Source organism: Mycobacterium sp. (assembly GCF_052144515.1).
GTDB lineage: Bacteria > Actinomycetota > Actinomycetes > Mycobacteriales > Mycobacteriaceae > Mycobacterium.
On record NZ_JBKQQD010000580.1, the window covers coordinates 22,019 to 47,631 of the forward strand.

Genomic DNA, 25,613 nt, shown 5'->3' on the forward strand with positions numbered 1-25,613 from the left:
CTCAGATCTCTAGGCTCGACAACTGCCCGATGATCTGAGCGGCCAGCGGATTAAGCGTCGCCATCCCGTCGCGCACCGCATAGCGGGAACCGGCGAGGTTGACCACCAGCGTGCTTCCGGACACGCCCGCCAGACCGCGGGACAGTGCGGCGTCGGTGATTCCCGCGGACAGTCCCGAAGCGCGGATGGCTTCGGCGATCCCGAGGATCTCGCGGTCCAGGATGTCGCGGGTGGCTTCCGGGGTGACGTCGCGAGGTGTCACTCCGGTCCCGCCCACCGAAACCACCAGGTCCACGCCGCCTATTACCGCGGTGTTCAGCGCGTTTCGGATCTCAATTTCGTCAGCCTCGACCGCCACCACACCGTCCACGACGAACCCGGCCTCGGTCAATAGCTCGGTGACCAGCGGCCCGCTGTGGTCCTCGTCGCCGTGCGCGGTGCGATCGTCGACAACGACGACAAGTGCCCGGCCGACTACCAACTCCGCACCTTTCTCCATGGGTGCCACCGTATATCCGTGGTCCGACCACGGCGCGTCGACTCTCATCACTGCTCCGCTTTTCCGAGCGTGACCGGCACCGTGCGGCCGCCGCCATTGGGATCCTGGTAGGTCAACGTCACCTTCTCGCCCGGCGCTTTGGACCGGACGGCAGCGACCAATGCGTCGGCGCTATTGATGGGGCGGTCGTCGACCTTGGTCACGACCACGCCCTTGGGCACGCCGGCACTCGCGGCCGCGCCGCCCTGCACCACGTCCATGACCTTGGCGCCGGGGGTGCCTTTGTCGGTGGTCACCTGCACGCCGAGCGAGGCGTGCGTCGCCTTTCCGGTGGCAATCAACTCGTCGGCAATGCGCTTGGCTTGATCGACCGGAATCGCAAAGCCGAGTCCGATCGAGCCGCTCTGCGAATCACCTGAATCCGCGCCGAGGGTGGCAATGGCGGAGTTGACGCCCACCAGCTGACCCTGCATGTTGACCAGCGCACCGCCGGAGTTGCCCGGGTTGATCGCGGCATCGGTCTGAATCGCGTCCAGCACCGTGTTTTGGTTGCCCGATTCACCCGTCGTCGACACGGGCCGGTTCAGCGCACTGACGATCCCGGTGGTCACCGTGCCGGCCAAACCCAGCGGCGACCCAACCGCCATCACCGGCTGGCCCACCTTCAGATCCGACGAAGAGCCCAGCGAAATCGGGCTGAGCCCGGAAATGCCCTGCACGCGCACCACGGCGATGTCACTGGTGGGATCGGTGCCCACCACCGTGAACGACGCGGTGCGGCCGTCGGAGAACGTCACGGTCGTTTTGGGCGCTGCACCACCCGGACCGCCGGGACCACCAGGGCCACCGGGACCGCCAGGGCCACCAGGACTGCCAGGGCCACCAGGGCTACCGGGACTACCGGGGCCACCGGCGCCCTTGGGGTTGGCAGCAGCCGCGACGACGTGGTTATTGGTCATGATCAGCCCGTCGGCCGACAAGACGATGCCGGAGCCCTCCTCGGACTGGCGGCCCAGATCGGTCTCCAGCATGACGACGCTGGGCACCACCTTGGCGGCGACCTGCTCGACGCTGCCTGGCGGCATGTTCGCCGCCGGAACGCTGGGAGCCGCCCCCGTCACCAGCCCGCCGCCGTTGCCGCCCGCGGCGTGCGTGCCCAGCTCCACGACCGTCGCCGCAGCGCCACCGATACCTGCCGAGATGACCGCGATCGCCACTGCACCGGCGGCCAACACGCCTGTGCGAGAACGCTTTTGACGTACCGGCACCGGAGGGACCCCATGCGGACCGGGCATCTGCGGAAGCATCCCCGGCATCGGCCCGGGCCTGGTGCCACCGGGTATCGGACCCGGCCCGGTGCCCCCGGTGATCGGTCCGGTCGCGGTGCCACCGGGCACCCGCCCCGGGCCGGTGGCAGTGAACGGCTCGTAGGGCTGACGGTATTGCGGCTGGGGCTGCTGATAGCGCCAGTCGAATTGCTGGTTGTAGGTGGGCTGTTGCCCCTGGGCATAGGCGGGGGGTGCCGGCTGATTGGGCCCGGCACCGTATCCCGGCTGCTGCGGCGGTGGCGAATACCTCGGGTGATTCGTCATGCGCTAAGTCGCTCTTTCTCTATTTCGGCTCGTGTGGGCTCGGTCGGCGTGTTTTTTCAACAGTAGCCGCAGACCTAGGTTGCCCGCGCGGACTGAGAGTCCACTGAGATAACGTTCGCTGAATCCCGAGAGTTCGCCTCGTCCTCGGCCGTATGTACGGCGGGTTCGGCCTCACGGGTCTTGGGCATCGGCCGGCCCGGTAGCAGCACATAGATCGACGTCCCAGGTGGCTGACCTCCCGGCACGGTGTCTTCGACGCGAAGCGATCCGCCGTGGTTGAGCACCACCTGTTTGACGATCGCCAACCCCAGACCCGAGCCGGGCATTGCCCGCGCGGTCGTCGATCGGTAGAACCGTTCGAACACCAGACGGCGCTCGTGCAGTGGAATCCCCGGGCCTTGGTCGGAAACTACGAGCTCGGCGTGCGACGGGTCGAGTTGGCGCATTTTGACGCCGACGTGGCCGCCGGGCGGGCTCCACTTGGCCGCATTGTCCATGAGGTTCAGCGCCGCGCGCGACAGCCCGGCGGCGTCCCCGTAGACCTGCCAGCCGATCACCTCGACGTCGAAGTAAATATCGTTGCGCCGACGCCTGACCCGTTCCAGGCTGCGATCGATGACCTCGGACATGTCGACCGGCTCGTGCACCACCTGGCCGCCGGCGTCTCGGGTCAGGTCCACCAAATCGCCTACCAGCGTGGACATTTCCTCGATCTGGGCGATCACATCGGCACGCAGATCGACCATCTCCTGCTCCGGCAGCCGCGGCGCTCCGGGTTCCATTGCGGCCATGAGCAATTCGACGTTGGTACGTAGCGACGTCAGCGGCGTGCGCAATTCATGTCCGGCGTCGGTGACCAGCCGCGCCTGCCGTTCCCGGGACTCGGCCAGCGCCCGCAGCATCAAGTTGAAAGCCTCAGTGAGCCTGGACAATTCGTCACTGCCGAACACCGGGATGGGCCGCAGGTCGTCGGTGCGCGCCACCCGCTCGGCGGCTTCGGTGAGACGACCCACCGGACGCAGCCCCGCCCGGGTGACCATTCCGCCGGCCACCGCGGCGACCGCGACACCAATGCCGCCGACCATCAGCAGCACCCAGCGCAGCCTCGTCATGACCGCTTCGGTGGGCTTGAGGCTCTTGGAGATCAGCAGCGAGCTGCCGTTGGGCAGGTGGATGGCAAGTATCCGTTGATCCGCCGCGGTGCGCCGCGACATGAACAACTCACCGCGGATGACCGCCTTCTCCGCCGGCCCGACGGGCAACGTCTCGCCCGGCTGTTGGGCCTTGTAGATCGAGTGCCCCGGATTCACCAGCATCGCGTTGACGTCCGAATAGGCGGTGCCCTCGATGGCCTTGCCGGGATCGGCTGCCAGCGAACCGCTGGCGATCAGCAACTGCGCCCGGCTCTGCAGCTGGTTGTCGATGTCGCTGTACAGCGCGTTCGAGATGACCGCGTAGACGGCCAGCGCCATCAGCACGACGACCATCGCCACCATCGACATCGCCAGCAGCATGACCCGCCACCGCAGCGACAACGAACTGGCAGCTCGCAGCGGTGCGCGCCGGCGTCGGCGGAACAACACCATTACGGAGGCGTCTCCCTGAGCACGTAACCCACCCCACGCACCGTGTGGATCAGCCGCGGCTCGCCGTCGGCCTCGGTTTTGCGGCGCAGATACCCGACATAGACTTCCAGCGCATTACCCGAGGTGGGGAAGTCGAATCCCCACACCTCCTCGAGGATGCGGCTGCGGGTCAGTACCCGCCGCGGGTTGGCAATCAGCATCTCCAGCAACGAGAATTCGGTACGGGTCAGGCTGATCCGTCGTTGCCCCCGGGTGACTTCGCGGGTCACCGGGTCCAGTGCGAGGTCAGAGAAGGTCATGGCCACCGACTCGGCGTCGTCCTCGGGCTTGGTGCGGCGCAGCAGTGCACGCATGCGCGCCAGCAGTTCTTCGAGGGCGAACGGCTTCGCTAGGTAGTCGTCGGCGCCGGCGTCCAGGCCGGCGACCCGCTCGGAGACCGAGTCGCGGGCGGTAAGCACCAGGATCGGCAGGTCATCGCCGGTGCTGCGGAGATGACGACACACCTCCAGGCCGTCCAGGCGCGGCATCATCACGTCCAACACGAGCGCGTCGGGCCGGTCCTTGGCAATCAGGTCGAGCGCTTCGACCCCGTCATGGGCCAGCTCGACCGAGTAGCCATTGAAAGAAAGCGACCTGCGCAGCGACTCGCGCACTGCGCGATCGTCGTCAACGACAAGTATTCGCACGGCCACCAGTCTCGCCCTAGCGCCTGAGAGCGGCCTGAGAGGCGCGCCGCGTATTTGCCCGAGATTAACGCCGGTCCAGATCGATGAGGCCAAGGCGGGCGGCCTTGAGTAGCCTACGGGGCACTTTGTGCTTGTGGCCTGCCACCGTCACACCGACGAGCTCGGTCTTAACGGCCTTCCACTGCGCGCGCCGGCTTCGGGTATTCGCGCGCGACATCCTGCGCTTGGGTGTCGCCATGGTCGGGCCTTACTCCTCGATTAGGATTTCACGGGTCTGTCGCGCGGCATGGCCCGGCGGGCCGAACGGCGACAATCTCGGACAAGGATAGTCGGTGAGCTGCTGGTCGCCAAAACGGGCGCCCGCACCGACCTTGACGCGGCACCGGCCACACCCGCTAACCTACCGGTTGGTTGGTAACGCGCAGCCCTGAAGGGAGGACGCGGATGGTTTCCGGTGTCGTTCGCATCGCGAACTGCTCGGGTTTCTACGGCGACCGGCTATCGGCGATGCGCGAGATGCTCACCGGCGGCGAGGTGGACTACGTCACCGGTGACTACCTGGCCGAGCTGACCATGCTGATCCTCGGCCGCGACAAGATGAAGCACCCGGACCGCGGCTACGCCAAGACTTTCCTGGCCCAGCTCGAGGAGTCACTGGGACTGGCCCGTGACCGCGGAGTGCGCATCGTCGCCAACGCGGGCGGCCTGAACCCGGCGGGACTGGTGGACGCGGTGCGGGCCCTGGCCGAGCGCCTGGGCATCGACGCGCGGATCGCCCACGTTGAAGGCGACGACCTGCTCCCCCGCGCCGCGGAGCTGGGGCTCGGAACGCCGCTGACGGCGAACGCCTACCTGGGCGCGTGGGGCATCGTCGACTGCCTCAACGACGGCGCCGACGTCGTCGTCACCGGCCGGGTAACCGACGCCTCGGTGATCGTCGGCGCCGCGGCCGCGCACTACGGCTGGGGCCGCACCGACTACAACCAGCTCGCCGGGGCCGTGGTCGCTGGCCACGTCATCGAATGCGGCGTCCAGGCCACCGGCGGCAACTACGCGTTCTTCACCGAAGTACCCGACCTGTCGTACGCGGGTTTCCCGTTGGCCGAGGTGCATGAAGACGGCTCGTCGGTGATCACCAAGCACCCCGGCACCGGCGGCCTGGTCAGCGTCGACACCGTCACCGCCCAGCTGCTTTACGAGATCACCGGCGCCCGCTACGCCAACCCGGACGTCACCGCCCGGATGGACACCATCGATCTGTCTGATGACGGCCCCGATCGGGTGCGCATCAGCGGGGTGATCGGCGAACCGCCGCCGCCCACGATGAAGGTGTCGCTGAACAGCATCGGCGGGTTCCGCAACGCCATGACGTTCGTGCTGACCGGCCTGGACATCGAAGCCAAGGCCGAGCTGGTGCGAAGGCAGCTGGAATCTAGCTTGACCGTCAAGCCCGCCGAGTTGGAGTGGACCCTGGCCCGCACCGACCACACCGACGCCGACACCGAGGAAGCCGCCAGCGCGTTGCTGCGCTGCGTCGTCCGCGATCCCGACGCCGCTAATGTCGGACGCCAGTTTTCTTCGGCCGCAGTCGAGTTGGCGCTCGCCAGCTACCCAGGCTTTAGCGTCACCGCCCCGCCTGGGGAGGGCCAGGTATACGGCGTGTTCACCGCCGGCTACGTCGACGCGACCCAGGTGCCGCACATCGCTGTGCACGACGACGGCACTCGCGCCGAGATCGCCTGCGCCACCCACACTTTAGAGCTTGCACCCGCCGATCCCCCGCCGCTGCCGGACCCGCTGCCCGCCGGACCGACCCGGCGGGTGCCGCTGGGCCTGATCGCCGGCGCCCGCAGCGGCGACAAGGGCGGCTCGGCCAACGTCGGGGTCTGGGTCCGCACCAACGACCAATGGCGCTGGCTCGCCAACACGTTGACCGTCGAGTTGCTCAAGGAGCTGCTGCCCGAGACGGCCGACCACGACGTCACCCGCCACGTGCTGCCTAATCTGCGGGCGGTGAATTTCGTCATCGAAGGCATCCTCGGCCAGGGTGTCGCCTATCAAGCGCGATTCGATCCGCAGGCCAAGGGTCTGGGCGAATGGCTGCGCAGCCGCCACGTGGACATTCCAGAAAGGCTCTTATGAATCTGTGGAACACGCCCGAGCGCGAGCAGCTGCGAAAGACGGTGCGCTCGTTCACCGAACGCGAGATCCTGCCCCACGCCGACGAGTGGGAGCGCACCGGCGACCTGCCCCGCGACCTGCACCGGCGCGCCGGGGCGGCCGGGCTGCTGGGCGCGAACTTTCCGGAAGCGGTCGGCGGGGGCGGTGGGGACGGCGTCGACTCGGTGATCATCTGCGAGGAGGTGCACCAATCCGGTGCACCCGGCGGGGTTTTCGCGTCGCTGTTCACCTGCGGCATCGCGGTACCGCACATGATCGCGTCGGGGGATGCACGCCAGATCGACACGTTCGTGCGGCCCACCTTGTCCGGGGAGAAGATCGGTGCGCTGGCCATCACCGAGCCCGGCGGCGGTTCGGACGTCGGGCACCTGCGAACCAGCGCGGTACGCGATGGCGACCACTACATCGTCAACGGCGCCAAGACCTACATCACCTCCGGCGTCCGCGCGGACTACGTCGTGACCGCGGTGCGCACCGGTGGCCCTGGCGCAGCCGGGGTTTCGCTGTTGGTGGTCGAGAAGGGCACACCCGGCTTCGAGGTCAGCCGCAAGCTGGACAAGATGGGGTGGCGATCCTCCGACACCGCCGAGCTGTCCTACGTCGACGCCCGCGTGCCCGTAACCAATCTCGTCGGCGCCAAGAACAGCGGGTTCGCCCAGATCGCCCAGGCATTCGTCGCCGAGCGCATCGGCCTTGCTGCGCAGGCGTATTCGAGTGCGCAGCGCTGCCTGGACATCACCGCGCAGTGGTGCCGCGACCGGGAGACGTTCGGCCGCCCACTGATCAGCCGTCAGCCGGTGCAGAACACGCTCGCTGAGATGGCCCGGCGCATCGACGTCGCCCGGGTCTACGCGCACAACGTGGTGGAGCGTCAACTCGCCGGTGAAACCAACCTGATCGCGCAGGTGTGCTTCGCCAAGAACACCGCCGTCGAGGCCGGCGAATGGGTGGCCAACCAAGCCGTCCAGCTGTTCGGCGGCATGGGCTACATGGCCGAATCCGAAATCGAACGCCAATACCGGGATATGCGGATCCTGGGCATCGGCGGCGGAACCACCGAGATCCTCACCGCGCTGGCCGCCAAACTGCTGGGATACCAATCATGACGGTGCTGCAGTCCACGCTCGACCCGAACGGTGCCGCCTACGCCGAGGCGGCCGCCGCGGCGACGACCCGGCTCGACGAGATCGACGCCGAACTCGCCAAAGCGCTCGGGGGCGGCGGGCCTAAGTATGTCGAACGTCACCACGCCCGCGGCAAACTGACTGCCCGGGAACGCATTGAGCTGCTCGTCGATCCGGACTCCCCGTTTCTGGAGCTGAGCCCGCTGGCGGCGTACGGCAGCGCTTTCCAGATCGGTGCCAGCACAGTCGTCGGCATCGGCGCGGTGAGCGGCGTCGAATGCCTGATCGTCGCCAATGACCCGACGGTCAAGGGCGGCACCAGCAACCCGTGGACCCTGCGAAAGATACTGCGGGCTAACCAGATTGCCCTACAGAACCGGTTGCCGGTGATCTCGCTGGTGGAATCCGGCGGCGCCGACCTGCCCACCCAAAAGGAGATTTTCGTCCCTGGCGGGCAGATGTTCCGCGACCTGACCCGCCTGTCTGCGGCCGGAATCCCCACCATCGCGCTGGTATTCGGCAACTCCACCGCCGGTGGAGCCTACATACCCGGGATGTCCGACCACGTGGTGATGATCAAGGAACGCTCGAAGGTGTTCCTGGCCGGGCCCCCGCTGGTGAAGATGGCCACCGGAGAGGAGTCCGACGACGAGTCGCTGGGCGGCGCCGAAATGCACGCCCGCATATCGGGTTTGGCCGACTACTTCGCGCACGACGAACTCGACGCGATCCGCATCGGCCGCCGCATCGTGGCCCGGCTGAACTGGGTCAAACAGGGACCCGCGCCGAAGCCGGTGACCGAGCCGCTGTTCGACACCGAGGAGCTGATCGGCATCGTGCCCTCGGACCTGCGCACCCCGTTCGATCCGCGTGAGGTGATCGCGCGCATCGTCGACGGCTCCGAATTCGACGAGTTCAAGCCGCTCTACGGGTCCGCCCTGGTAACCGGCTGGGCACAACTGCACGGATACCCGCTGGGCATCCTCGCCAACTCACGCGGCGTGTTGTTCAGCGAGGAGTCGCAGAAGGCGACCCAGTTCATCCAACTGGCCAACCGCTCCGACACGCCACTGTTGTTCCTGCACAACACCACCGGATACATGGTGGGCAAGGACTACGAAGAGGGTGGGATGATCAAGCACGGCTCGATGATGATCAACGCCGTGAGCAACTCGACGGTGCCGCACATCTCGGTGCTGATCGGCGCGTCCTACGGCGCAGGCCACTACGGGATGTGCGGTCGCGCCTACGATCCGCGATTCCTGTTCGCCTGGCCCAGCGCCAAGTCCGCGGTGATGGGCGGCGCCCAGCTGGCGGGCGTGCTGTCGATCGTGGCCCGGGCGGCCGCAGAGGCCCGCGGGCAGCAGGTCGACGAGGAGGCCGACGCCGCCATGCGGGCCGCCGTCGAGGGCCAGATCGAAGCCGAGTCGCTGCCGATGGTGTTGTCCGGAATGCTCTACGACGACGGGGTGATCGACCCGCGCGATACCCGCACCGTGCTTGGAATGTGTTTGTCCGCCATCGCCAATGGCCCGATCAAAGGGACGTCGAACTTCGGCGTCTTCAGGATGTGAATCCGATGATCACTCGAGTGCTGGTTGCCAACCGCGGAGAGATCGCCCGACGTGTGTTCGCCACCTGCCGACGACTGGGCCTGGGAACCGTCGCTGTCTACACCGACCCGGACGCGGCCGCGCCGCACGTCGCCGAGGCCGACGCCCGGGTACGGCTGCCGAAGACCAACGACTACCTGAACGCCGAGGCCATCATCGCGGCCGCGCGCGCCGCCGGAGCCGACGCGGTGCACCCCGGCTACGGATTCCTCTCGGAGAACGGCGAATTCGCGTGCGCGGTGCAGGCGGCCGGCCTGATTTGGGTCGGCCCGCCGGTGGACGCGGTGCGCGCGATGGGCTCCAAGATCGAATCCAAAAAGCTGATGGCGGCCGCCGGAGTACCGGTGCTCGACGAACTCGACCCCGACACGGTCACCGAATCCCAGCTTCCGGTGCTGGTCAAGGCGTCCGCGGGCGGCGGGGGCCGCGGCATGCGCGTGGTTCGCGAACTGTCGGCGCTGCCCGCCGAGGTCGCCGCGGCCCAGCGGGAAGCACAGTCCGCGTTCGGCGACCCGACCGTGTTCTGCGAGCGCTACCTGCCGGCCGGTCACCACATTGAGGTGCAGGTCATGGCCGACACCCACGGCACCGTGTGGGCCGTCGGGGAACGGGAATGCTCGATTCAGCGCCGCCACCAAAAGGTCATCGAAGAGGCACCGTCACCGCTGGTGGAGCGCACACCGGGCATGCGCGCCAAGCTGTTTGACGCCGCGCGGCTGGCCGCTGGCGCGATCGGCTACACCGGCGCGGGAACCGTAGAGTTCCTCGCCGACGATAACGGCGAGTTCTACTTCCTGGAGATGAACACCCGGCTGCAGGTCGAACACCCGGTCACCGAGGAGACCACCGGGCTCGATCTCGTCGAGCTGCAGCTCGCGGTCGCACATGGCGTGCATCTGGATCCCGAACCCCCTGCCGCCCAAGGACATTCGATCGAGGCCCGGCTCTATGCCGAGGACCCGGCGCACGGCTGGCAGCCGCAGGCCGGCCTGGTGCACACGATCGACGTGCCATCGGTTCAGGCCGAGTTCAGCTCCCTGGGACAGCGGACCGGGATCCGGCTGGACTCCGGCATCGTCGACGGATCGGCGGTGTCGATCCACTACGACCCGATGCTCGCCAAAGTCATCTCTTACGCTCCCACGCGTCGGCAGTCGGCGCTGGTGCTCGCCGACGCGCTGGCCCGGACCCACCTGCACGGACTAAATACCAACCGCGCGTTGCTGGTCAACGTGCTGCGCCATCCCGCGTTCCTCGACGGCGCCACCGACACAGCGTTTTTCGACACGCACGGACTCGAGGAGCTGTCCGCGCCGCTGGCCGACGACGCGACGGTCCGGCTGTCGGCTATCGCCGCCGCTCTCGCCGACGCCGCGCACAATCGTGCGGCGGCCACCGTGTTCGGCTCGATCCCCAGCGGCTGGAGGAACCTGGCGTCGGGTTATCAGGCCAAGACCTACCTTTACGACGGGGGCACCGAGCATCGCGTCGAATACCGATTCACCAGAACCGGATTGGCGCTTCCCGGTGACGAGTCGGTGCGGCTGGTTTCGTCCGCGCCGGACGAGGTCGTGCTCGCCGATGGCAACGGGGTGTCCTGGAGCTTCGCGGTGAAGCGCTACGGCTCCAAAGATCCAGACGTCTACGTCGACTCGGCGCGCGGGCCGGTTCACCTGGTCGCGCTGCCCCGCTTCCCCGACCCGGCTTCGGCTGCCGAAAAGGGATCGCTGGTTGCTCCCATGCCCGGCAACGTCATCCGTCTCGGCGCCGAGGCCGGCGACACCGTCACCGCCGGCCAGCCGCTGATCTGGCTGGAGGCGATGAAGATGGAGCACACCATCGCCGCGCCGGCCGACGGCGTGCTCGCAGAACTCAACGTCACTACCGGTCAACAAGTCGAAGTCGGCGCCGTCCTGGCAAGAGTGGAAGCGCTAGAAGCAGAAGGGGATTCAGCATGACCGATACCAGCTTCATTGAGAGCGAAGACCGCCGGGCGCTGCGCAAGGCGGTGTCCGAGTGGGCGTCCAACTATGGCAGCGAGTACTACCTGCAGAAGGCGCGCGCACACGAGCACACCACCGAGTTGTGGTCGGAGGCAGGCAAACTCGGCTTCCTCGGAGTGAACCTGCCCGAGGAGTACGGCGGTGGCGGCGCCGGCATGTACGAGCTGTCGCTGGTGATGGAGGAGATGGCGGCCGCCGGCAGCGCACTGCTGCTCATGGTGGTATCGCCGGCCATCAACGGCACCATCATCAGCAAGTTCGGCACCGACGAGCAGAAGAAGCGCTGGATTCCGGCCATCGCCGACGGCACGCTGACGATGGCGTTCGCCATCACCGAGCCCGACGCCGGATCCAACTCCCACAAGATCACCACGACCGCCCGACGCGACGGCAGCGACTGGATCCTCAAGGGCCAGAAGGTCTTCATCTCCGGGATCGACCAAGCTCAGGCGGTGCTGGTGGTGGCCCGCACCGAGGAAGCCAAAACCGGCAAGCTGCGTCCGGCGTTGTTCGTGGTGCCCACCGACGCACCCGGCTTCACCTACACCCCGATCGAAATGGAGCTGATCAGCCCCGAGCGCCAATTCCAGGTGTTCATCGACGACGTACGACTGCCCGCCGACGCGCTCGTTGGAGCCGAAGACGCCGCCATCGCGCAGCTTTTCGCGGGCCTGAACCCCGAACGCATCATGGGTGCGGCCAGCTCGGTGGGCATGGGCCGGTTCGCCCTGCAACGGGCTGTCGACTACGTGAAGACCCGCAAGGTCTGGTCCACCCCGATCGGCGCGCACCAGGGCCTGTCGCATCCGTTGGCGCAGTGCCACATCGAGGTGGAACTCGCCAAGCTGATGATGCAGAAGGCCGCCACGCTCTACGACAGCGGCGACGACGGGGGCGCGGCCGAGGCGGCCAACATGGCCAAATACGCTGCGGCCGAAGCGGCTAACCGCTCCGTCGACCAGGCCGTGCAGTCGATGGGCGGCAATGGGCTGACCAAGGAGTACGGTGTGGCCGCGATGATGACCTCGGCCCGGCTGGGACGGATCGCCCCGATCAGCCGCGAGATGGTGCTGAACTTCGTCGCGCAGACATCGCTGGGCCTGCCTCGAAGCTACTGAAGCCTTACTGATGGATAATCTCCTCGTCGAGTACGCCGGCCCGGACGCCTGCGCAGGCCCGCTCGCCCGGCTGACACTGAACTCGCCACACAACCGCAACGCGTTGTCCACGGCCCTCGTCACCCAGCTGCACCAGGGGTTGCGTGACGCCGCCGCGGACCCGGCGGTGCGGGTGGTGGTGCTCGGGCACACGGGCGGAACATTCTGTGCCGGAGCCGATCTCGCTGAAAATCCAGTGAATCCCGCGGCCGGCGGAGGCGACCCGTACGACATGGCGGTGGCGCGGGCCAGGGAGATGACCACGCTGTTGCGCGACATCCTCGAGTGCCCGCTGCCGGTGATCGTCGCGATCGACGGTCACGTGCGGGCCGGGGGTTTCGGCTTGGTCGGTGCGTGCGACATCGCGGTCGCCGGGCCGCGCAGCACCTTCGCCTTGACCGAAGCCCGGATCGGGGTCGCGCCGGCAATCATCTCGTTGACTCTGCTGCCGAAGATGTCGGCGCGGTCCGCCGCCCGCTACTACCTGACCGGCGAGACTTTCGACGCTCACACGGCCGCGGAGATCGGACTGGTCACCATGGCGGCCGACGACGTGGACGCCGCGGTGGCCGCACTCGTGGCCGACATTGGCCGCGGGTCACCGCAGGGCCTCGCGGCGTCGAAGGCGCTCACGACGGCCGCGGTGCTCGAGGGATTCGACCGCGATGCCGAACGGCTCACCGCGGAATCGGCCCGGCTGTTCGTTTCCGACGAGGCTCGTGAAGGCATGCTGGCGTTCCTGCAGAAACGACCGCCCACTTGGGCTCCCACCGCTGACGGTGTGGGCCGCTGAGCCGCTGCGAAGGTTGCAGTTTTAGCCAATCCCCCTGACACCCCCTTGCAGTCAAATGTTTAGGTCGTACGCTCGTGTGTGATGAACAACTCAGCGCAACATGACGCGAGGGAGGCGCGCGACGAATGGTCGCGCGCTTCGGACACCGATCGCATCCAAATTGCGCAGTTGCTCGCCTATGCGGCTGAGCAAGGCCGCTTGGAGATGAAGGACTACGAAGACCGCCTCACCAGGGCTTATGCGGCAACGACGTACCAGGAACTGGATCAGCTGCGGGAAGATCTGCTGGGCTCGCCGGTGAACCCGCGCCGGGGCGGCAAGGTCAATCCGGCGCCCTCCACGCTGCTGCTCGCCCTATTGAGCGGGTTCGAGCGGCGCGGCCGATGGAATGTGCCCAAGAAGCTCACCACCTTCACCCTGTGGGGCAGCGGGGTGCTGGATCTGCGCTACGCCGACTTCACCTCAACTGAGGTCGAGATCCACGCGTACTCGATCATGGGCTTGCAGACCATCCTGCTGCCACCCGAGGTCAACGTCGAGATCAAGGGCCACGGCGTGATGGGTGGCTTCGACCACGAAGTTCTGGGCCAGGGCACGCCGGGCGCACCGACGGTAAAGATCGGCGGCTTCTCGCTGTGGGGCGGCGTAGGCATCAAGCGCAAAGCCCGCAGGGCCCACAGGTAGGTACTGCTCGGCAGACTAACGACGCCGCCGCGACCGTAGGTAGTCGCCCACCACGGCGGCTCCCAGCCCGTCGAGATCGGGCACGACGACGCGTCCCTCGACCCGCCGCGCGACCTGGTCGATGAACCGCGCCAGGCCGGGGTCACTACCCAACCGGAAGATCGTCACCTGTGCGCCCAGCCTCGCCATGTCGTCGAACCCGCGCACGGTGTGGGCGATGGTCCGGGGATGCGGCGGGTAGTCGAAGAAAACGGACGAGCCGTCACCGTCGACGTCCTCCAGGTGAGCGGTCGGCTCACCGTCCGTCACCACCAACACGACGGGTTGCGCGTTGGGATGCCGGCGCAGGTGGCGGCCCGCCAGCGCCAGCGCGTGATGCAGGTTGGTGCCCTGCTCGTAGACGCCTTCCAAACCGGTCAGCTCGGCGGCGGTCACCGTGCGCGCGTAGCGGCCAAACGCGATGATCTGCAAGGCATCCGACCGGAACCGCGTGCACACCAAATGGTTGAGCGCCAGCGCCGTTTGCTTCATCGGCAGCCAGCGATTCTCCATCACCATCGAAAACGAGGTGTCCACCAACAAAGCGACCGCAGCCTGGGTGCGCGTCTCGGTCTCGGAGACCTCGACGTCGTCAACGATGATCCGCAGCTGGCCGTTGATCGTCGCCGTCCCCGCCTGCCGCAGCACCGCATTGGTCAGCGTGCGCGAGATGTTCCATGGCTCGGTGTCCCCGAACTGCCAGGGCCGGGTCGCGCCGGTGAGCTCGCCGGCCGCGCCGGCACGCCGGTGATCACGCTCGCCCCGCCGACCGGAAAGCTGTTGCACCACATCGCGTAACGCCGTTTCACCCAGCCTGCGCATGGCCTTCGGGGAAAGGCGCCACTGGCCGTCGGAACCGCGCTCCAGAAAGCCCTGATTGACCAGCGCCCGTTCCAATTCAGCGAGGGTGCGGGCATCGACGGCGGCCTCGTCGCCGAGCTGGCGCGCCAGCGCGTCCAGATCGACGTCCTCCATGGTGGCGCCCGGATAACTCTGCGACAGCTGGTCGGCGAGCTGCTCGAGCTCGGCGATATCGGCCAGCGCCTGGGTGCCTTCACCCATGCCGAACGGGTTGTCGCCGGAGAACTGCTCCGAGCCGGTCCAGTCCTCTCCCGGCCGCGCGGCCTGCAGGTGCGCGTCGAGGCGGTTCAGCGCCTGCATCAGCGAGGGGGATCCAAAGGCCTGCTGCGCCAAGGCATCCAGTTCATCTCGCTGCTCCTGGCTCAGACTGTTGCGGAAGCGTTGCGCGGCGGCGGCCCGCTTGGCCAACGAGTCCAGCAGCTCGTCGACATTGCGCGGGTTCTCCGGGAAGAACTCGCCGTGCTTGTCCATGAAGTCTTCGAAGTCCTGCTGGGTGTCTTCGCCGCGAGAGTGCTTGTCCAACAGGTTGTTGAGGTCGTCCAGCATTTCGTTGACGCGCTGGCGGTCCGCGTCGGTGGCACCCTCCAGCGCCTCCTTCATGCCGGCGAAGCGTTGGTCGAGCATCTCGCGGCCGAGCAGATCCTTGATCTGATCGTACTTTTGGCGGGCTTCCGAGCTGCGCCAGTTGTAGTCGGACAGCTCTTGGACTGCCTTGGCCGGCGACGCCGGGAGCGCGTCCAACTGCAGTTCACCGAAGCGGGCATCGTCGTCCAGGGCGCGGGCCAGTTCCTTGCGTTCGGCCAGCACGGCCTCGTCAAGCAGCTTCTTGATTTCCTGCAAGGTGCCGTCTAAATTGTTGCGGCGCAACAAATCCCGTCGGCGCCGGTTCGCCTCGGCCGCCAATCGGTCGGCGCCGGTCATGCTTTTGGTGCCGCGGCGCAGCAGTTCGGACAGTGCGCGGCGCGGCGAGGTGCCGGCCATGACGTCCTGCCCGATCTGCTCGAGCGCCTCGCGCAGATCCACCGGCGGAGCCAGCGGGTCGGGCCCGCCGGTGTACGCCGAGTAGCGTGACGAGTGTCCTCTCGAATTAGGTTTAGCCATAGACGGTTTGGCCCTCTCCGGACACCTTGTCGATGCGCTTAGCGAGGTACAATGCCTCCAACGCCAGCTCCAGCGCCGCGGCGCGTTCTCCCTCGGATTCGGCGCCCAGCTTTTTCGCGATCTTGTCCACGATCGGCAGCCCGGGAACCGCAGCCAGTACATCCTTGGCCGACACCCGCTCCCCCGTTGTCACCGCGGAACCGCGCTCCACGGCCGACACCAACGAGCCGACGTCGATGCCCCCGAGTACCCTCGACGCGGTATCGGCGGTCGCGCGACGCAGCAGGTGCTCGAGCACCGCCTGCTCGCGGCCTTCCTCGCCGGACTCGAACTCCAGCTTGCCGCGCAACACGTCGATCACCGTGCCCAAATCGACCACTCGCGCAACGGGATCCGTCTCGCCCAGCACCGCGCCACGGTGCCGGGCCGCGGCCGCGACGGTCTCGGCGGCCGCGATCGCGAACCGCGCGGACACGCCGGACCGCTGATCGACCGATTGAGACTCCCGCAGATAACGGGCAAAGCGCGCGATCACCTGCATCAGGTAGTCGGGCACCTGTGCGCTCAGGTGCGCCTCCTGGGCGATGACGCCGATCTCGGCCTCAAGCTCCAGCGGGTAGTGGGTGCGGATCTCCGCGCCGAACCGGTCCTTGAGCGGGGTGATGATGCGGCCGCGGTTGGTGTAGTCCTCGGGGTTGGCGCTGGCGACCACCAACACGTCCAGCGGCAGGCGCAGCGTGTAACCGCGGACCTGGATGTCGCGCTCCTCCATGACGTTGAGCATCGACACCTGGATGCGCTCGGCGAGGTCGGGCAGTTCGTTGACCGCGACGATACCGCGGTGCGCGCGGGGGATGAGTCCGTAGGCGATGGTCTCGGGGTCCCCGAGGCTGCGGCCCTCGGCGACCTTGATCGGGTCGATGTCACCGACCAGGTCCGCGACACTGGTGTCGGGGGTGGCCAGCTTCTCCGTGTAGCGCTCGCTGCGGTGCCGCCACTCCACCGGCAGGTCGTCGCCAAGCTCGTCAGCCCGCCGGATCGACTCCGGTGTGATCGGCCGATACGGATGTTCGCCCAATTCGGCGCCGCCGATCACCGGCGTCCACTCGTCAAGCAACCCGATCAGCGCCCGCAGCAGCCGGGTCTTGCCCTGGCCACGTTCGCCGAGCAGGACGAAGTCGTGCCCCGCGATCAGCGCCCGCTCCACCTGCGGCAAGACGGTGTCGTCGAAGCCCAGGATGCCTGGCCAGACCTCGTCTCCGTCGGCCAGCGCGGTCAGCAGATTCTCGCGGATTTCCTGCTTGACTCCCCGCTCACGATGGCCGGCGGCGCGCAGCTGGCCGACCGTGCGGGGCAGATTGCTCGGTGATGTCACCTCTCTAAGCTACGACGGCGCCGTCGATACGGCACTGTGTGTCCTCCCTCTGCTGAGTCAACTGACGCGAAGGCCGGGCAATCGGATCGATTGCCCGGCCGTCGGTAGAGGTCCTTTGAGCCCACCGGAACGGTGGACACTAAGCTAAGACCGGTTAGCTCATGGTGACAGTGGCCTCCGGATCACCTGTCTTCCACGTAATTGTGCCGTGCTCAAACACCGACTTAAAGGAGCCGTCGGGGAGGATTTGCTCGTCAGAGGTCGGATAACCTAGCTTGCCCTGCGAAGCCTGCACCGCATTCCACGCGTCGCGGATCTTGCCCCATACGAAGTAAACCGGGCTCCCAGTCCTATAAATGAGCACGCCGCCGTCGAACTGCTGGTAGGAACCGCTGCCGTCCTTAGTCTTTAGCTCGTTGTCGTACGGTTTGCCCAGGTCCTTCAGTTGAGCGTCGGTAAGAGACTGGTACTTCGCGAGAATTGGCCCCTGCACCGTGTACGGCGTGCCGTTGGCACCCGGGATCTGGGTTGAAGTCGGGCCCGCGGCCGCACTACTGGTTGCGGATGAGGACATCATGGACGAAGACATCGCGGACGTAGTGGATGAACTTGTCGCTTCGTAGGATTTGTTCGCGTGGCATCCGGAACCGATCAGAGCAAATCCCGCAATCGCAGCGGTAAATGCCACTGTTCGTTTAGTAATTGCGCGCATCACATTCCTCTCGAATTAGGTACGACGAACGTCGGCATACCTAAACCGGAGCCTATTCTGGTTCGGGACCGCCGAGCAAGGAGGAAATCTGCAGCTCCCGCGGAGCTAGCTGCGGCGATTCGCAGTTACCACCCGCCCACCAGCGCCTAGCCCCCTGCCCGGCCTTAATGAGCGAAATGGCGTGCCCCGGTGAGATACAAGGTGACGCCCGCTTTGGCCGCCGCTGCGGTCACCTCCTCGTCGCGCACCGAGCCGCCCGGATGCACGATCGCGGCGACCCCGGCGGCGGCCAGCGTCTCGAGTCCGTCGGGGAATGGGAAGAAGGCATCGGAGGCCGCCACTGCGCCACGAACCCGGTCGCCGCCGCGCTCGACGGCCAACCGGGCGGCGTCGACCCGGTTGACCTGTCCCATGCCGACGCCGATGGTGGCGCCGTCGGCGGCGATCACGATCGCATTGGACTTGACCGCGCGGCAGGCGCGCCAGGCAAAGACCAAGTCGGTCAAGGTAGCCGGGCCCGCCGGTGATCCGGCGGCCAGGGTCCAGTTCGCCGGGTTGTCACCGTGCGCGTCGAGTTGGTCGCGCTGCTGCATCAACAGCCCCCCACTGACCGGTCGCAGCTCGCTGCCGCCGGTGAGTGGCTCGGAAGCCAGCAGCACCCGGATGTTCTTCTTGCGCGCCAGCGCTTCGAGGGCGCCCGGCTCGTAGGCGGGCGCGATGATCACCTCGGTGAAGATGGTGCTCACGTACTCCGCCATCTCCACGCTGACCTCGGTGTTGGCGGCGATCACCCCGCCGAAGGCGCTCAGCGGATCGCACTCGTGGGCTTTGCGGTGCGCGTCGGCGACCGAGACCGACGAGATCGCGATGCCACACGGGTTGGCGTGCTTGATGATTGCCACACACGGCTCTTCGTGGTCGAAGGCCGCCCGCCAGGCCGCATCGGCATCGGTGAAGTTGTTGTAGGACATCTCTTTTCCGTGCAGCTGCTCGGCCTGCGCCAGTCCCGGCCACGCGGCGGGGTCGCTGTAGAGCGCCGCCTGCTGGTGCGGGTTCTCGCCGTAGCGCAGCATGGCCAAGCGCCGCCAGCTGCGGCCGAACCACTGCGGGAACGTGGCCGGGGGATGTTCGGGCGCCAGCGTCGACTCCATCCAGCTCGCCACGGCGATGTCGTACTCCGCGGTGTGCTGAAATGCCAACGCCGCCAGCCTTTTGCGCTCGGCGAGGGTGAATCCGCCGTTGTCCACCGCGGCGAGCACCCCGTCGTACCCGAGCGGGTCGGTGACCACCGCGACGCTGGGGTGGTTCTTCGCGGCGGCCCGGACCATCGAAGGCCCGCCGATGTCGATCTGCTCGACGCATTCGTCGACGCTCGCGCCGGATTCGACGGTCTGGCTGAACGGATACAGGTTCACGACGACGAGCTCGAACGCCGCGATTCCGAGTTGTTCGAGGGCCGCGGCGTGCTCCGGTTTGCGAAGATCGGCCAGCAGGCCGGCATGCACACGCGGGTGCAGGGTCTTGACTCGGCCATCGAGCACCTCGGGGAAGCCGGTCAGCTCCTCGACGGGTGTCACCGGTATCCCTTGGTCGGCAATGGTTTTCGCCGTTGATCCGGTGGAGACGATCTCGACACCGGCGGCACTCAGGCCCCGGGCGAGGTCGATCAGCCCGGTCTTGTCGTAGACGCTGATCAATGCCCGGCGGATCGCCCTTCTTGCGTCGTCGGTGCTCATACTGTGCTTGCCTTTCGTCCGATCGTCGCTGTTCTTCCGACCACCGTCACGCCGCCGGTCGCGATCGCGGCCACCACGTCCACCAGCAGCCGCCGTTCCACGACCTTGATGCGTTCATGCAAAGTCTGTTCGTCGTCGCCATCGAGTACCGGAACGGATTGCTGCGCCAAGACCGGCCCGGTGTCCATACCGGCGTCCACCAGGTGCACCGTACAGCCGGTGACCTTCACACCATAGGCCAACGCGTCGGCCACTCCATGCGCGCCGGCGAACGCCGGCAGCAGCGCCGGATGCGTGTTGAGGGTGCGTCCACAGAATCGTGAAAGAAACTGCGGCCCAAGAATTTTCATGAACCCGGCAGAGACGATGAGGTCGGGGCAGTGCGCCGCGGTGGCGTCGGTGATGGCGGCGTCCCAGGCATCGCGGCTCGGGTGATCGGCGAGGCGCACGGTGAAGGTCGGCAGCGATGCCGCGTCGGCGACCTCGGTTGCCCGGCAGTCGCGATCCACCCCGACGGCGACGATCCGCGCCGGGTAGTCGTCGGTGGCGGCGTCGATCAGCGAGCTCAGCAGCGAACCGGTGCCCGATGCCAGCACCACCACCCGCGCCGGCGCACTCGGGGGCACGTGAAGTGGTTCGGACACATCGCGAGCCTAGTCGGGCAGCACCACGGCCACCGAGCGTGACACCAGCGTCACGTTCGCGGCCGAGCGTGACGCCAGCGTCACGTTCGACGGAGGTGGCGACCTACTCCCCGGGATCGTGCTCGGCGGGCGCCGGGGTTTCGGCCTCTGGGGTCTCCGGGGCCTCGGCGGCCTCGCTGGGTTCGCCGGGCTCGTCCGGCTCTTCGACTGGTTCGGGTTCGGGTTCGGTTTCGTCGGGCGGCGGGGCGGACGCGGGCGCGGGTTTGCGCCGCCGGGGACGGCGCCTGACCCCACCGGCCATCACCACCGTGACCCAGCCGACGACCGCGAACCAGAAGAACACCCCGATCATCAGGGCGCCCTGGTCCACGCCCACAAGGCCGAAATTGCCCAGCCGGCCGCTGCCCGCATACGCCAGCAATGACATCGCCAGCGCCCCCGCGACCGCCGCGACCAGCAGCTTGGCCAGCGCCGGCACGATCGGCAACGGATGCCGGGCGCATTGTTGCCCGACCGCCACGCCCGACGACGCTCCGATGATGAGCAGGGCGACCCACACCGGCCCCAGCGGCGGCGTGGGGACCGCGGCCAGCACGGGCAGTGCCGGGATATCGCCGCCGAAAACGGTGAAGGAACTGAACGTCGCGAACCCGACATGAGCACTGGACCCGACGGCCACCGCCGCGGTGCCCACGATGACGTTGGGTGCGTACAGCGCCGACAGCACGGTCAGGCTGAACTGGCCGAATATCGAATCGGTGATCCCGTAGAGCTCTTGCATCGTCGCCCAGTGCACGACCAGCGACCCCACCGTCACCAGCCCGGAAAGCCCGAATAACGCCAACACGCCGGCTGTCGCCGCGCGCACCGAATCACCCAGCCAATTGGGCAACGGCGAAGCCGCCAACGCCCGTCGGCCCAGGCGGGACCACACCCCGATCGCCGCACCGATGACATGCACCACCAGCACGCTGACGAATGCGCGCAGGGCGCTGGGTGTCTGCAGCTCGGTGAGCACCGTCGACGCGTCGTGGATGACCGCCAGCGCGATGGCCGTCATCAGCAACGGCCCACCCAGCGCCGACGCGACAACCCAGCGGACGACGAGCCACGACGAGTACGGCGAGGTCGCCCGCGCCGTGCTGCGCGCGGTGCCCCACACCATCAACATCGCCGGCAGCAGCGGCAGGACGCCGAGTTCGCGGCCGCCGATGGAAATCGGCACCTGATGCACGCCCAGCCACATGCTGGCGATGGCGCCCAGCGCGCCGGTCATGTCGCTGTTGGCGATCAGCAGTTGAAGCAGCGTGACCGCGGCGACGATGACCAGTGCGAGCACCGCCGGGCCGAACGCGACCCGGACGAGGTCACGCGCCTGGCGAGCGCCCGCTGCCCGATTGTCCTGCACCCGAGTCACTCTTGGCGCACATGCCCGACCACGCGCGAGAGCGCACGGCTATAACGACGCCGGCCCGGTTCCTGATGACGGCGACTGCTGCTCCTGGCCGGCGGACTGCTCGCCCCCAGTCGTATGCGAGTGGGACTGGGAGCCGGTCGCGGCGCCTGCCGGTGGTGGCGGGCTGAAGCTGGGGAATCCGGTGGGCGGGGTGGATGGGCCGTCCTGGGACGCTGGCTGGTGTCCGGACTGCGCCGCGGGCTGCGGTCCCGACTGCGGCGAGGACTGGGCACCGTAGCCGCCGCTCGAGGTGGTCGGCATCGCGGCCTGGGTCGGGATCGCGCTCTGGGTCGGAGCATGACTGGAACCGTAACCGCCGTACTGCGACCCATACTGCGGCGACTGCTGCGTGGCCGGCTGGGGTGGCGGTTGCTGCTGTCCGGCCGGCTGACCGTAGTACGGCTGTTGCCCGTATTGGCCGTACTGCCCGTACTGCGCGTATTGCGCGTAAGGGTCGTACTTGGGCCGTGGCGCCGTGGCGGTGATGACGCCCGCCTCCAGCAGGGCCGCGGCGACGGCGGCGAAGGCCTGCAACACGCTGGCACCCAGCAGGGGCCACAACGCCCAGCCGATCGAGAAACCGGTGGGCGTGTTGATCATCTCCGCGATCACCAACAGTGCGCCCAAGACGGCGATCGCGGCGACTATCCCGGTGTTGATCTTCGCTTTGGGCAGCAGGCTGAGCCCGGCGAGCAGCGCGGCCAGTACCGCAACCGCGACCGCTGTGCCGGCGTCACCGGCGCGTCCACCGGCGGCCGGGCCGAGGTCGGCGCTGAGGACGAACGTCGGGAAGAAATTGAAAACGTAGACGAGCAGGCCGAGCACCACGATCGCGATGGACAGAAAGAACGGAAGCTTGCTTTCACCGGCATCTTTGGCGAACGAGGGTGTCGCGCCCGGGTATGACCCGGCGGGCTGCGCGGGTGGATATCCGGGGCTACCGGGCGAGTAGGTCATGAGTCCTCCTGTTGCTTCGCTGTGCACCCAAGGTGCACTAAGGCGCACCGTTGTTTGGACGCCGGGGCAGCGCTTGCGTTGCGACGCGATTCGATCAACCACGCTAGCGCACGTTCGCGTGTACACGCGGGGGCGACGCCGACCTTGCTGCCGACCCTAGCGACCTGCCGCTTGCTCATCACAGGTAGAACACGTTCTAATTCTGTGCATGGATTACGGGCTTGTGCTTTTCACCAGCGACCGTGGCATCACTCCGGCGGCAGCCGCCAAACTCGCCGACGACCACGGCTTCAAGACGTTTTATGTGCCAGAACACACACATATCCCGGTCAAGCGGGAGGCGGCCCACCCCACGACGGGTGACGCGTCGCTACCCGACGACCGTTACATGCGCACCCTCGACCCGTGGGTTAGCCTGGGTGCGGCCTGCGCGGTGACGTCGCGGGTGCGGCTGTCCACGGCGGTGGCGCTGCCGGTGGAACACGACCCGATCACGTTGGCGAAAAGCATTGCCACCCTGGACCATTTGTCCGGCGGCCGGGTCAGCCTCGGCGTCGGGTTCGGCTGGAACACCGACGAACTCGCCGACCACAACGTGCCGCCGGGGCGCCGACGGACCATGTTGCGCGAATACATCGAAGCCATGCGCGCGCTGTGGACACAGGAAGAAGCCGCCTATGACGGCGAATTCGTCAAGTTCGGGCTCAGCTGGGCCTGGCCGAAGCCGGTGCAGCCCCACATTCCGGTGTTGGTGGGGGCGGCCGGAAACGAGAAGAACTTCAAGTGGATCGCCCGCAGCGCCGACGGCTGGATCACCACTCCGCGCGACTTCGACATCGACGAGTCGGTGAAGTTGCTGCAGGACACCTGGGCTGCCGCCGGCCGCGACGGGGCTCCGCAGATTGTGGCCCTGGACTTCAAACCCGTTGCCGAGAAGCTGGCGCGCTGGGCCGATCTCGGCGTGACCGAGGTGCTGTTCGGCTTGCCCGACCGCCCAGAGGACGAGATCGCCGCCTACGTGGAGCGGCTGGCCGGCAAGGTGGCGTCGTTCGCCTAGGCGTGAGACACAAAAGCCCGCGACACGCCGACGTTTCGGGCGCTTTTGCGTCTGCTCGCGCTATAGAACGCAGCGGTTGCCGTAATCGAAGGAGCGCACCCGAACCCGACGTCCGAGGGGGTCGCCGTCGGTCAGTAGTGCGATCAGCTCCTCGTCTTCAGTGGTCGACAGGAACCGGCTGTCGTCATCGAGCCGGCCGATGATGATCCCGGTCAGCCGTCCGTCGTCGCGCCGGACCGTGTAGGTCTCGACGGTGCCGATGCCGTTGGCGATTTCGGTCACCGATTGGGTGGGCCAGCCGGCGACCTGCGCCTGTAACTGCGGGCTGCGGTCTGCCTTCCATTCCGCCGGTGTGGTCGAGTAAACGCCGACCGAGTACTTGCTCAAGATGCCGCCATTAGCACCAACGAGACCGAATTGTCCTGGCAGATTTCGCATTTGGGTAACAGTCTCAGCAACGGCGTGCGTCGAATAGTTGTTGCCGGCGCCGCCGAAAAACGGCAGCCCACCGGTCAGGGTCAGGCCGCGCGGATCGTCGGGCGCGATTCCCATGCCGTCGCAAATGTTGAACACCGGCACCGGGAAGCAGCTGTAGAGGTCGAAGGTGGCGACGTCGTCGACATCGATGCCGGCCATGGCCAGCGCCTCGCGCACCGCCATGACGGCCGATGGGGCGTGCCCAAGGTCAGGGCGCTGCAGCAGCGGCTGCTCCTCCAGGTCGGCGTGCCCGTGCAGGTACACCCAGTTCTCCTCGGGCACACCGATGCGACACGCCGCCTCAACCGACATCAGCAGCGCGGCCGCGCCCTGGTTGACCTGGTCGCGGGCGACCATCAGCCGCGGATAGGGCTCCGCGATCATCCGATTGGATTCGGTCACGGTGATCAGTTCGTCGACGGTGCGTTCGACCGGCGCGGCGGCGAACGGATTGCCGGCGGCGATCTTGCTGAACGGCGCGAACAGCTCGCCCATCTGCCGCCGATACTCCGCCGGCCCCAGTCCCGTCCCGGCCCGCCGGGCATTCTCCAGCAGCGCGTATTGGATCGGCGCACTGGTGAGACCGTGGACGACCGTGTAGCGCGAAATGAGTTTCTCGATGCCGTGGCCGCGGTCTTCCAGGTCCCCTTCCACGATCTCGCTGAAGTCCGGCTTGGTTTCCGCGCGCGCGAAGTGTCGCAGGGTGGAGGTCGCATCCGAGCCGAAGACCATGGCGACCTCCGAGCGGCCCGCAGCGATCTCGGCGGCCAGCTCGCTGATCAGGTGCTGGGGTCCTTGACCGCCGACGATTTCCAGGATCGCCCGAGCGGGCTCGGCTCCGATCCGCTTGGCCACGGATCGCGGGTAGTTGTTGGCCCGTCCGAGCAGAGCAGTCGCGACCGGGCCGGAGATCTCGAACTGCCGGACTCCGGCGATGGCGTCGATGGCAGCGGACACCGCAGCACCGCCGCAGTCGTCGACGGCGGCCCGGGCAGCGGCGGCAGCCAACTCGACGGGCGACATCGCCCGGTAGCCGGGGTCGTCGATGCGCTCGGCCGCCTGCCCGACACCGACGATGACGGGCGTCCGCGGATCAAGATTCATAGCTCAACTATCTACCGTAGGGCTATCTCGGATCCGAACCCGGGGCACCGCGTAGCTTCCGACCCGCCTCGCGCGGGCGTCAATAAGGCGCAAGCATGTTTCGCCCGGCGGCGCATGCATTTTTGCGAATTTGGTATGACTTTCATAGGACGGCTTACAGTTTGTATTTGCCTTCT

Annotated in this window: 21 protein-coding genes; 8 read left to right on the forward strand and 13 right to left on the reverse strand. The window is 67.3% G+C overall.

Features of this window, described 5'->3' with window-relative positions; translation table 11 throughout:
• Nucleotide 1 precedes the first annotated feature (1 nt).
• The 5 genes from ACLP9N_RS40200 to rpmF all read right to left on the reverse strand — a co-directional run bounded on the left by ACLP9N_RS40200 (nt 2) and on the right by rpmF (nt 4,601).
• Nucleotides 2–547, reverse strand: coding sequence for a MogA/MoaB family molybdenum cofactor biosynthesis protein (locus ACLP9N_RS40200; RefSeq protein ID WP_442412610.1), 546 nt, complete (start codon nt 545–547; stop codon nt 2–4).
• Nucleotides 547–2,091 carry a S1C family serine protease gene (locus ACLP9N_RS40205; protein ID WP_442412611.1) on the reverse strand — a complete coding sequence of 515 codons (1,545 nt, stop codon included), beginning with the start codon at nt 2,089–2,091 and terminating at the stop codon, nt 547–549. The genes ACLP9N_RS40200 and ACLP9N_RS40205 overlap by 1 nt, the downstream gene beginning before the upstream one ends.
• A gap of 74 nt (nt 2,092–2,165) precedes the next feature.
• A complete protein-coding gene (locus tag ACLP9N_RS40210; RefSeq protein ID WP_442412612.1) occupies nt 2,166–3,677 on the reverse strand; it encodes an ATP-binding protein in 1,512 nt (503 codons plus the stop codon).
• Nucleotides 3,677–4,363 (reverse strand): two-component system response regulator MprA, encoded by a 687-nt coding sequence (gene mprA / locus ACLP9N_RS40215; protein WP_442412638.1) that lies wholly within the window; start codon nt 4,361–4,363, stop codon nt 3,677–3,679. Before mprA ends, ACLP9N_RS40210 begins: the two co-directional genes overlap by 1 nt.
• Before the next feature lie 64 nt (nt 4,364–4,427).
• Complete coding sequence (rpmF, locus tag ACLP9N_RS40220) at nt 4,428–4,601, reverse strand: 50S ribosomal protein L32 (RefSeq protein WP_424074533.1); 174 nt, start codon at nt 4,599–4,601, stop codon at nt 4,428–4,430.
• A 206-nt stretch (nt 4,602–4,807) separates the two neighbouring features.
• Between rpmF and ACLP9N_RS40225 the strand changes: the two genes are divergently transcribed.
• The 7 genes from ACLP9N_RS40225 to ACLP9N_RS40255 all read left to right on the forward strand — a co-directional run bounded on the left by ACLP9N_RS40225 (nt 4,808) and on the right by ACLP9N_RS40255 (nt 13,918).
• Nucleotides 4,808–6,505 (forward strand): acyclic terpene utilization AtuA family protein, encoded by a 1,698-nt coding sequence (locus ACLP9N_RS40225; RefSeq protein ID WP_442412613.1) that lies wholly within the window; start codon nt 4,808–4,810, stop codon nt 6,503–6,505.
• Nucleotides 6,502–7,650 (forward strand): acyl-CoA dehydrogenase family protein, encoded by a 1,149-nt coding sequence (locus tag ACLP9N_RS40230; RefSeq protein ID WP_442412614.1) that lies wholly within the window; start codon nt 6,502–6,504, stop codon nt 7,648–7,650. Before ACLP9N_RS40225 ends, ACLP9N_RS40230 begins: the two co-directional genes overlap by 4 nt.
• Nucleotides 7,651–7,652: 2 nt before the next feature.
• A complete protein-coding gene (locus tag ACLP9N_RS40235) occupies nt 7,653–9,242 on the forward strand; it encodes an acyl-CoA carboxylase subunit beta (RefSeq protein WP_442412639.1) in 1,590 nt (529 codons plus the stop codon).
• Between the two features lie 5 nt (nt 9,243–9,247).
• Nucleotides 9,248–11,239 carry an ATP-binding protein gene (locus ACLP9N_RS40240; protein WP_442412615.1) on the forward strand — a complete coding sequence of 664 codons (1,992 nt, stop codon included), beginning with the start codon at nt 9,248–9,250 and terminating at the stop codon, nt 11,237–11,239.
• Complete coding sequence (locus tag ACLP9N_RS40245; RefSeq protein WP_442412616.1) at nt 11,236–12,402, forward strand: acyl-CoA dehydrogenase family protein; 1,167 nt, start codon at nt 11,236–11,238, stop codon at nt 12,400–12,402. The genes ACLP9N_RS40240 and ACLP9N_RS40245 overlap by 4 nt, the downstream gene beginning before the upstream one ends.
• A gap of 10 nt (nt 12,403–12,412) precedes the next feature.
• Nucleotides 12,413–13,234, forward strand: a complete 822-nt coding sequence (locus tag ACLP9N_RS40250) for an enoyl-CoA hydratase family protein (protein ID WP_442412617.1) — start codon at nt 12,413–12,415, stop codon at nt 13,232–13,234.
• Between the two features lie 81 nt (nt 13,235–13,315).
• Nucleotides 13,316–13,918, forward strand: coding sequence for a DUF1707 SHOCT-like domain-containing protein (locus ACLP9N_RS40255; RefSeq protein WP_442412618.1), 603 nt, complete (start codon nt 13,316–13,318; stop codon nt 13,916–13,918).
• Between the two features lie 15 nt (nt 13,919–13,933).
• Here the strand turns inward: ACLP9N_RS40255 and ACLP9N_RS40260 are convergent, their stop codons facing one another.
• The 7 genes from ACLP9N_RS40260 to ACLP9N_RS40290 form a co-directional block, all read right to left on the reverse strand.
• Entirely contained in the window at nt 13,934–15,919 is a 1,986-nt protein-coding gene (locus tag ACLP9N_RS40260; protein WP_442412619.1) for a vWA domain-containing protein, read from the reverse strand.
• Entirely contained in the window at nt 15,912–17,294 is a 1,383-nt protein-coding gene (locus tag ACLP9N_RS40265) for a sigma 54-interacting transcriptional regulator (protein WP_442412620.1), read from the reverse strand. Before ACLP9N_RS40265 ends, ACLP9N_RS40260 begins: the two co-directional genes overlap by 8 nt.
• A gap of 154 nt (nt 17,295–17,448) precedes the next feature.
• Nucleotides 17,449–18,006, reverse strand: coding sequence for an LGFP repeat-containing protein (locus ACLP9N_RS40270; protein WP_442412621.1), 558 nt, complete (start codon nt 18,004–18,006; stop codon nt 17,449–17,451).
• Between the two features lie 164 nt (nt 18,007–18,170).
• Entirely contained in the window at nt 18,171–19,742 is a 1,572-nt protein-coding gene (gene purH, locus ACLP9N_RS40275; protein WP_442412622.1) for a bifunctional phosphoribosylaminoimidazolecarboxamide formyltransferase/IMP cyclohydrolase, read from the reverse strand.
• Nucleotides 19,739–20,386: a phosphoribosylglycinamide formyltransferase gene (gene purN / locus ACLP9N_RS40280; RefSeq protein WP_442412623.1), complete on the reverse strand. Its 648-nt coding sequence runs from the start codon at nt 20,384–20,386 to the stop codon at nt 19,739–19,741. The genes purH and purN overlap by 4 nt, the downstream gene beginning before the upstream one ends.
• A gap of 103 nt (nt 20,387–20,489) precedes the next feature.
• Nucleotides 20,490–21,794, reverse strand: a complete 1,305-nt coding sequence (locus ACLP9N_RS40285) for a cell division protein PerM (RefSeq protein ID WP_442412624.1) — start codon at nt 21,792–21,794, stop codon at nt 20,490–20,492.
• Nucleotides 21,795–21,842: 48 nt separating this feature from the next.
• A complete protein-coding gene (locus tag ACLP9N_RS40290; protein ID WP_442412625.1) occupies nt 21,843–22,799 on the reverse strand; it encodes a DUF5336 domain-containing protein in 957 nt (318 codons plus the stop codon).
• Nucleotides 22,800–23,007: 208 nt separating this feature from the next.
• On the opposite strand from ACLP9N_RS40290, the gene ACLP9N_RS40295 reads away from it, so the two are divergent.
• Nucleotides 23,008–23,856: an LLM class F420-dependent oxidoreductase gene (locus ACLP9N_RS40295; protein WP_442412626.1), complete on the forward strand. Its 849-nt coding sequence runs from the start codon at nt 23,008–23,010 to the stop codon at nt 23,854–23,856.
• Nucleotides 23,857–23,916: 60 nt separating this feature from the next.
• Here ACLP9N_RS40295 and ACLP9N_RS40300 read toward each other — a convergent pair whose 3' ends face one another.
• Nucleotides 23,917–25,437 carry an acetyl-CoA acetyltransferase gene (locus ACLP9N_RS40300; protein WP_442412627.1) on the reverse strand — a complete coding sequence of 507 codons (1,521 nt, stop codon included), beginning with the start codon at nt 25,435–25,437 and terminating at the stop codon, nt 23,917–23,919.
• Nucleotides 25,438–25,613: the final 176 nt, after the last annotated feature.

What these genes read in the sequence shown, in the direction of transcription:
- ACLP9N_RS40200 (WP_442412610.1), bottom strand. Translation starts at nt 547, where the DNA reads ATGAGAGTCGACGCGCCGTGGTCGGACCACGGATATACGGTGGCACCC.
- ACLP9N_RS40205 (WP_442412611.1), bottom strand. Translation starts at nt 2,091, where the DNA reads ATGACGAATCACCCGAGGTATTCGCCACCGCCGCAGCAGCCGGGATAC.
- ACLP9N_RS40210 (WP_442412612.1), bottom strand. Translation starts at nt 3,677, where the DNA reads ATGGTGTTGTTCCGCCGACGCCGGCGCGCACCGCTGCGAGCTGCCAGT.
- rpmF (WP_424074533.1), bottom strand. Translation starts at nt 4,601, where the DNA reads ATGGCGACACCCAAGCGCAGGATGTCGCGCGCGAATACCCGAAGCCGG.
- ACLP9N_RS40225 (WP_442412613.1), top strand. Translation starts at nt 4,808, where the DNA reads ATGGTTTCCGGTGTCGTTCGCATCGCGAACTGCTCGGGTTTCTACGGC.
- ACLP9N_RS40230 (WP_442412614.1), top strand. Translation starts at nt 6,502, where the DNA reads ATGAATCTGTGGAACACGCCCGAGCGCGAGCAGCTGCGAAAGACGGTG.
- ACLP9N_RS40240 (WP_442412615.1), top strand. Translation starts at nt 9,248, where the DNA reads ATGATCACTCGAGTGCTGGTTGCCAACCGCGGAGAGATCGCCCGACGT.
- ACLP9N_RS40245 (WP_442412616.1), top strand. Translation starts at nt 11,236, where the DNA reads ATGACCGATACCAGCTTCATTGAGAGCGAAGACCGCCGGGCGCTGCGC.
- ACLP9N_RS40250 (WP_442412617.1), top strand. Translation starts at nt 12,413, where the DNA reads ATGGATAATCTCCTCGTCGAGTACGCCGGCCCGGACGCCTGCGCAGGC.
- ACLP9N_RS40255 (WP_442412618.1), top strand. Translation starts at nt 13,316, where the DNA reads ATGAACAACTCAGCGCAACATGACGCGAGGGAGGCGCGCGACGAATGG.
- ACLP9N_RS40260 (WP_442412619.1), bottom strand. Translation starts at nt 15,919, where the DNA reads ATGGCTAAACCTAATTCGAGAGGACACTCGTCACGCTACTCGGCGTAC.
- ACLP9N_RS40270 (WP_442412621.1), bottom strand. Translation starts at nt 18,006, where the DNA reads ATGCGCGCAATTACTAAACGAACAGTGGCATTTACCGCTGCGATTGCG.
- purH (WP_442412622.1), bottom strand. Translation starts at nt 19,742, where the DNA reads ATGAGCACCGACGACGCAAGAAGGGCGATCCGCCGGGCATTGATCAGC.
- ACLP9N_RS40290 (WP_442412625.1), bottom strand. Translation starts at nt 22,799, where the DNA reads ATGACCTACTCGCCCGGTAGCCCCGGATATCCACCCGCGCAGCCCGCC.
- ACLP9N_RS40295 (WP_442412626.1), top strand. Translation starts at nt 23,008, where the DNA reads ATGGATTACGGGCTTGTGCTTTTCACCAGCGACCGTGGCATCACTCCG.
- ACLP9N_RS40300 (WP_442412627.1), bottom strand. Translation starts at nt 25,437, where the DNA reads ATGAATCTTGATCCGCGGACGCCCGTCATCGTCGGTGTCGGGCAGGCG.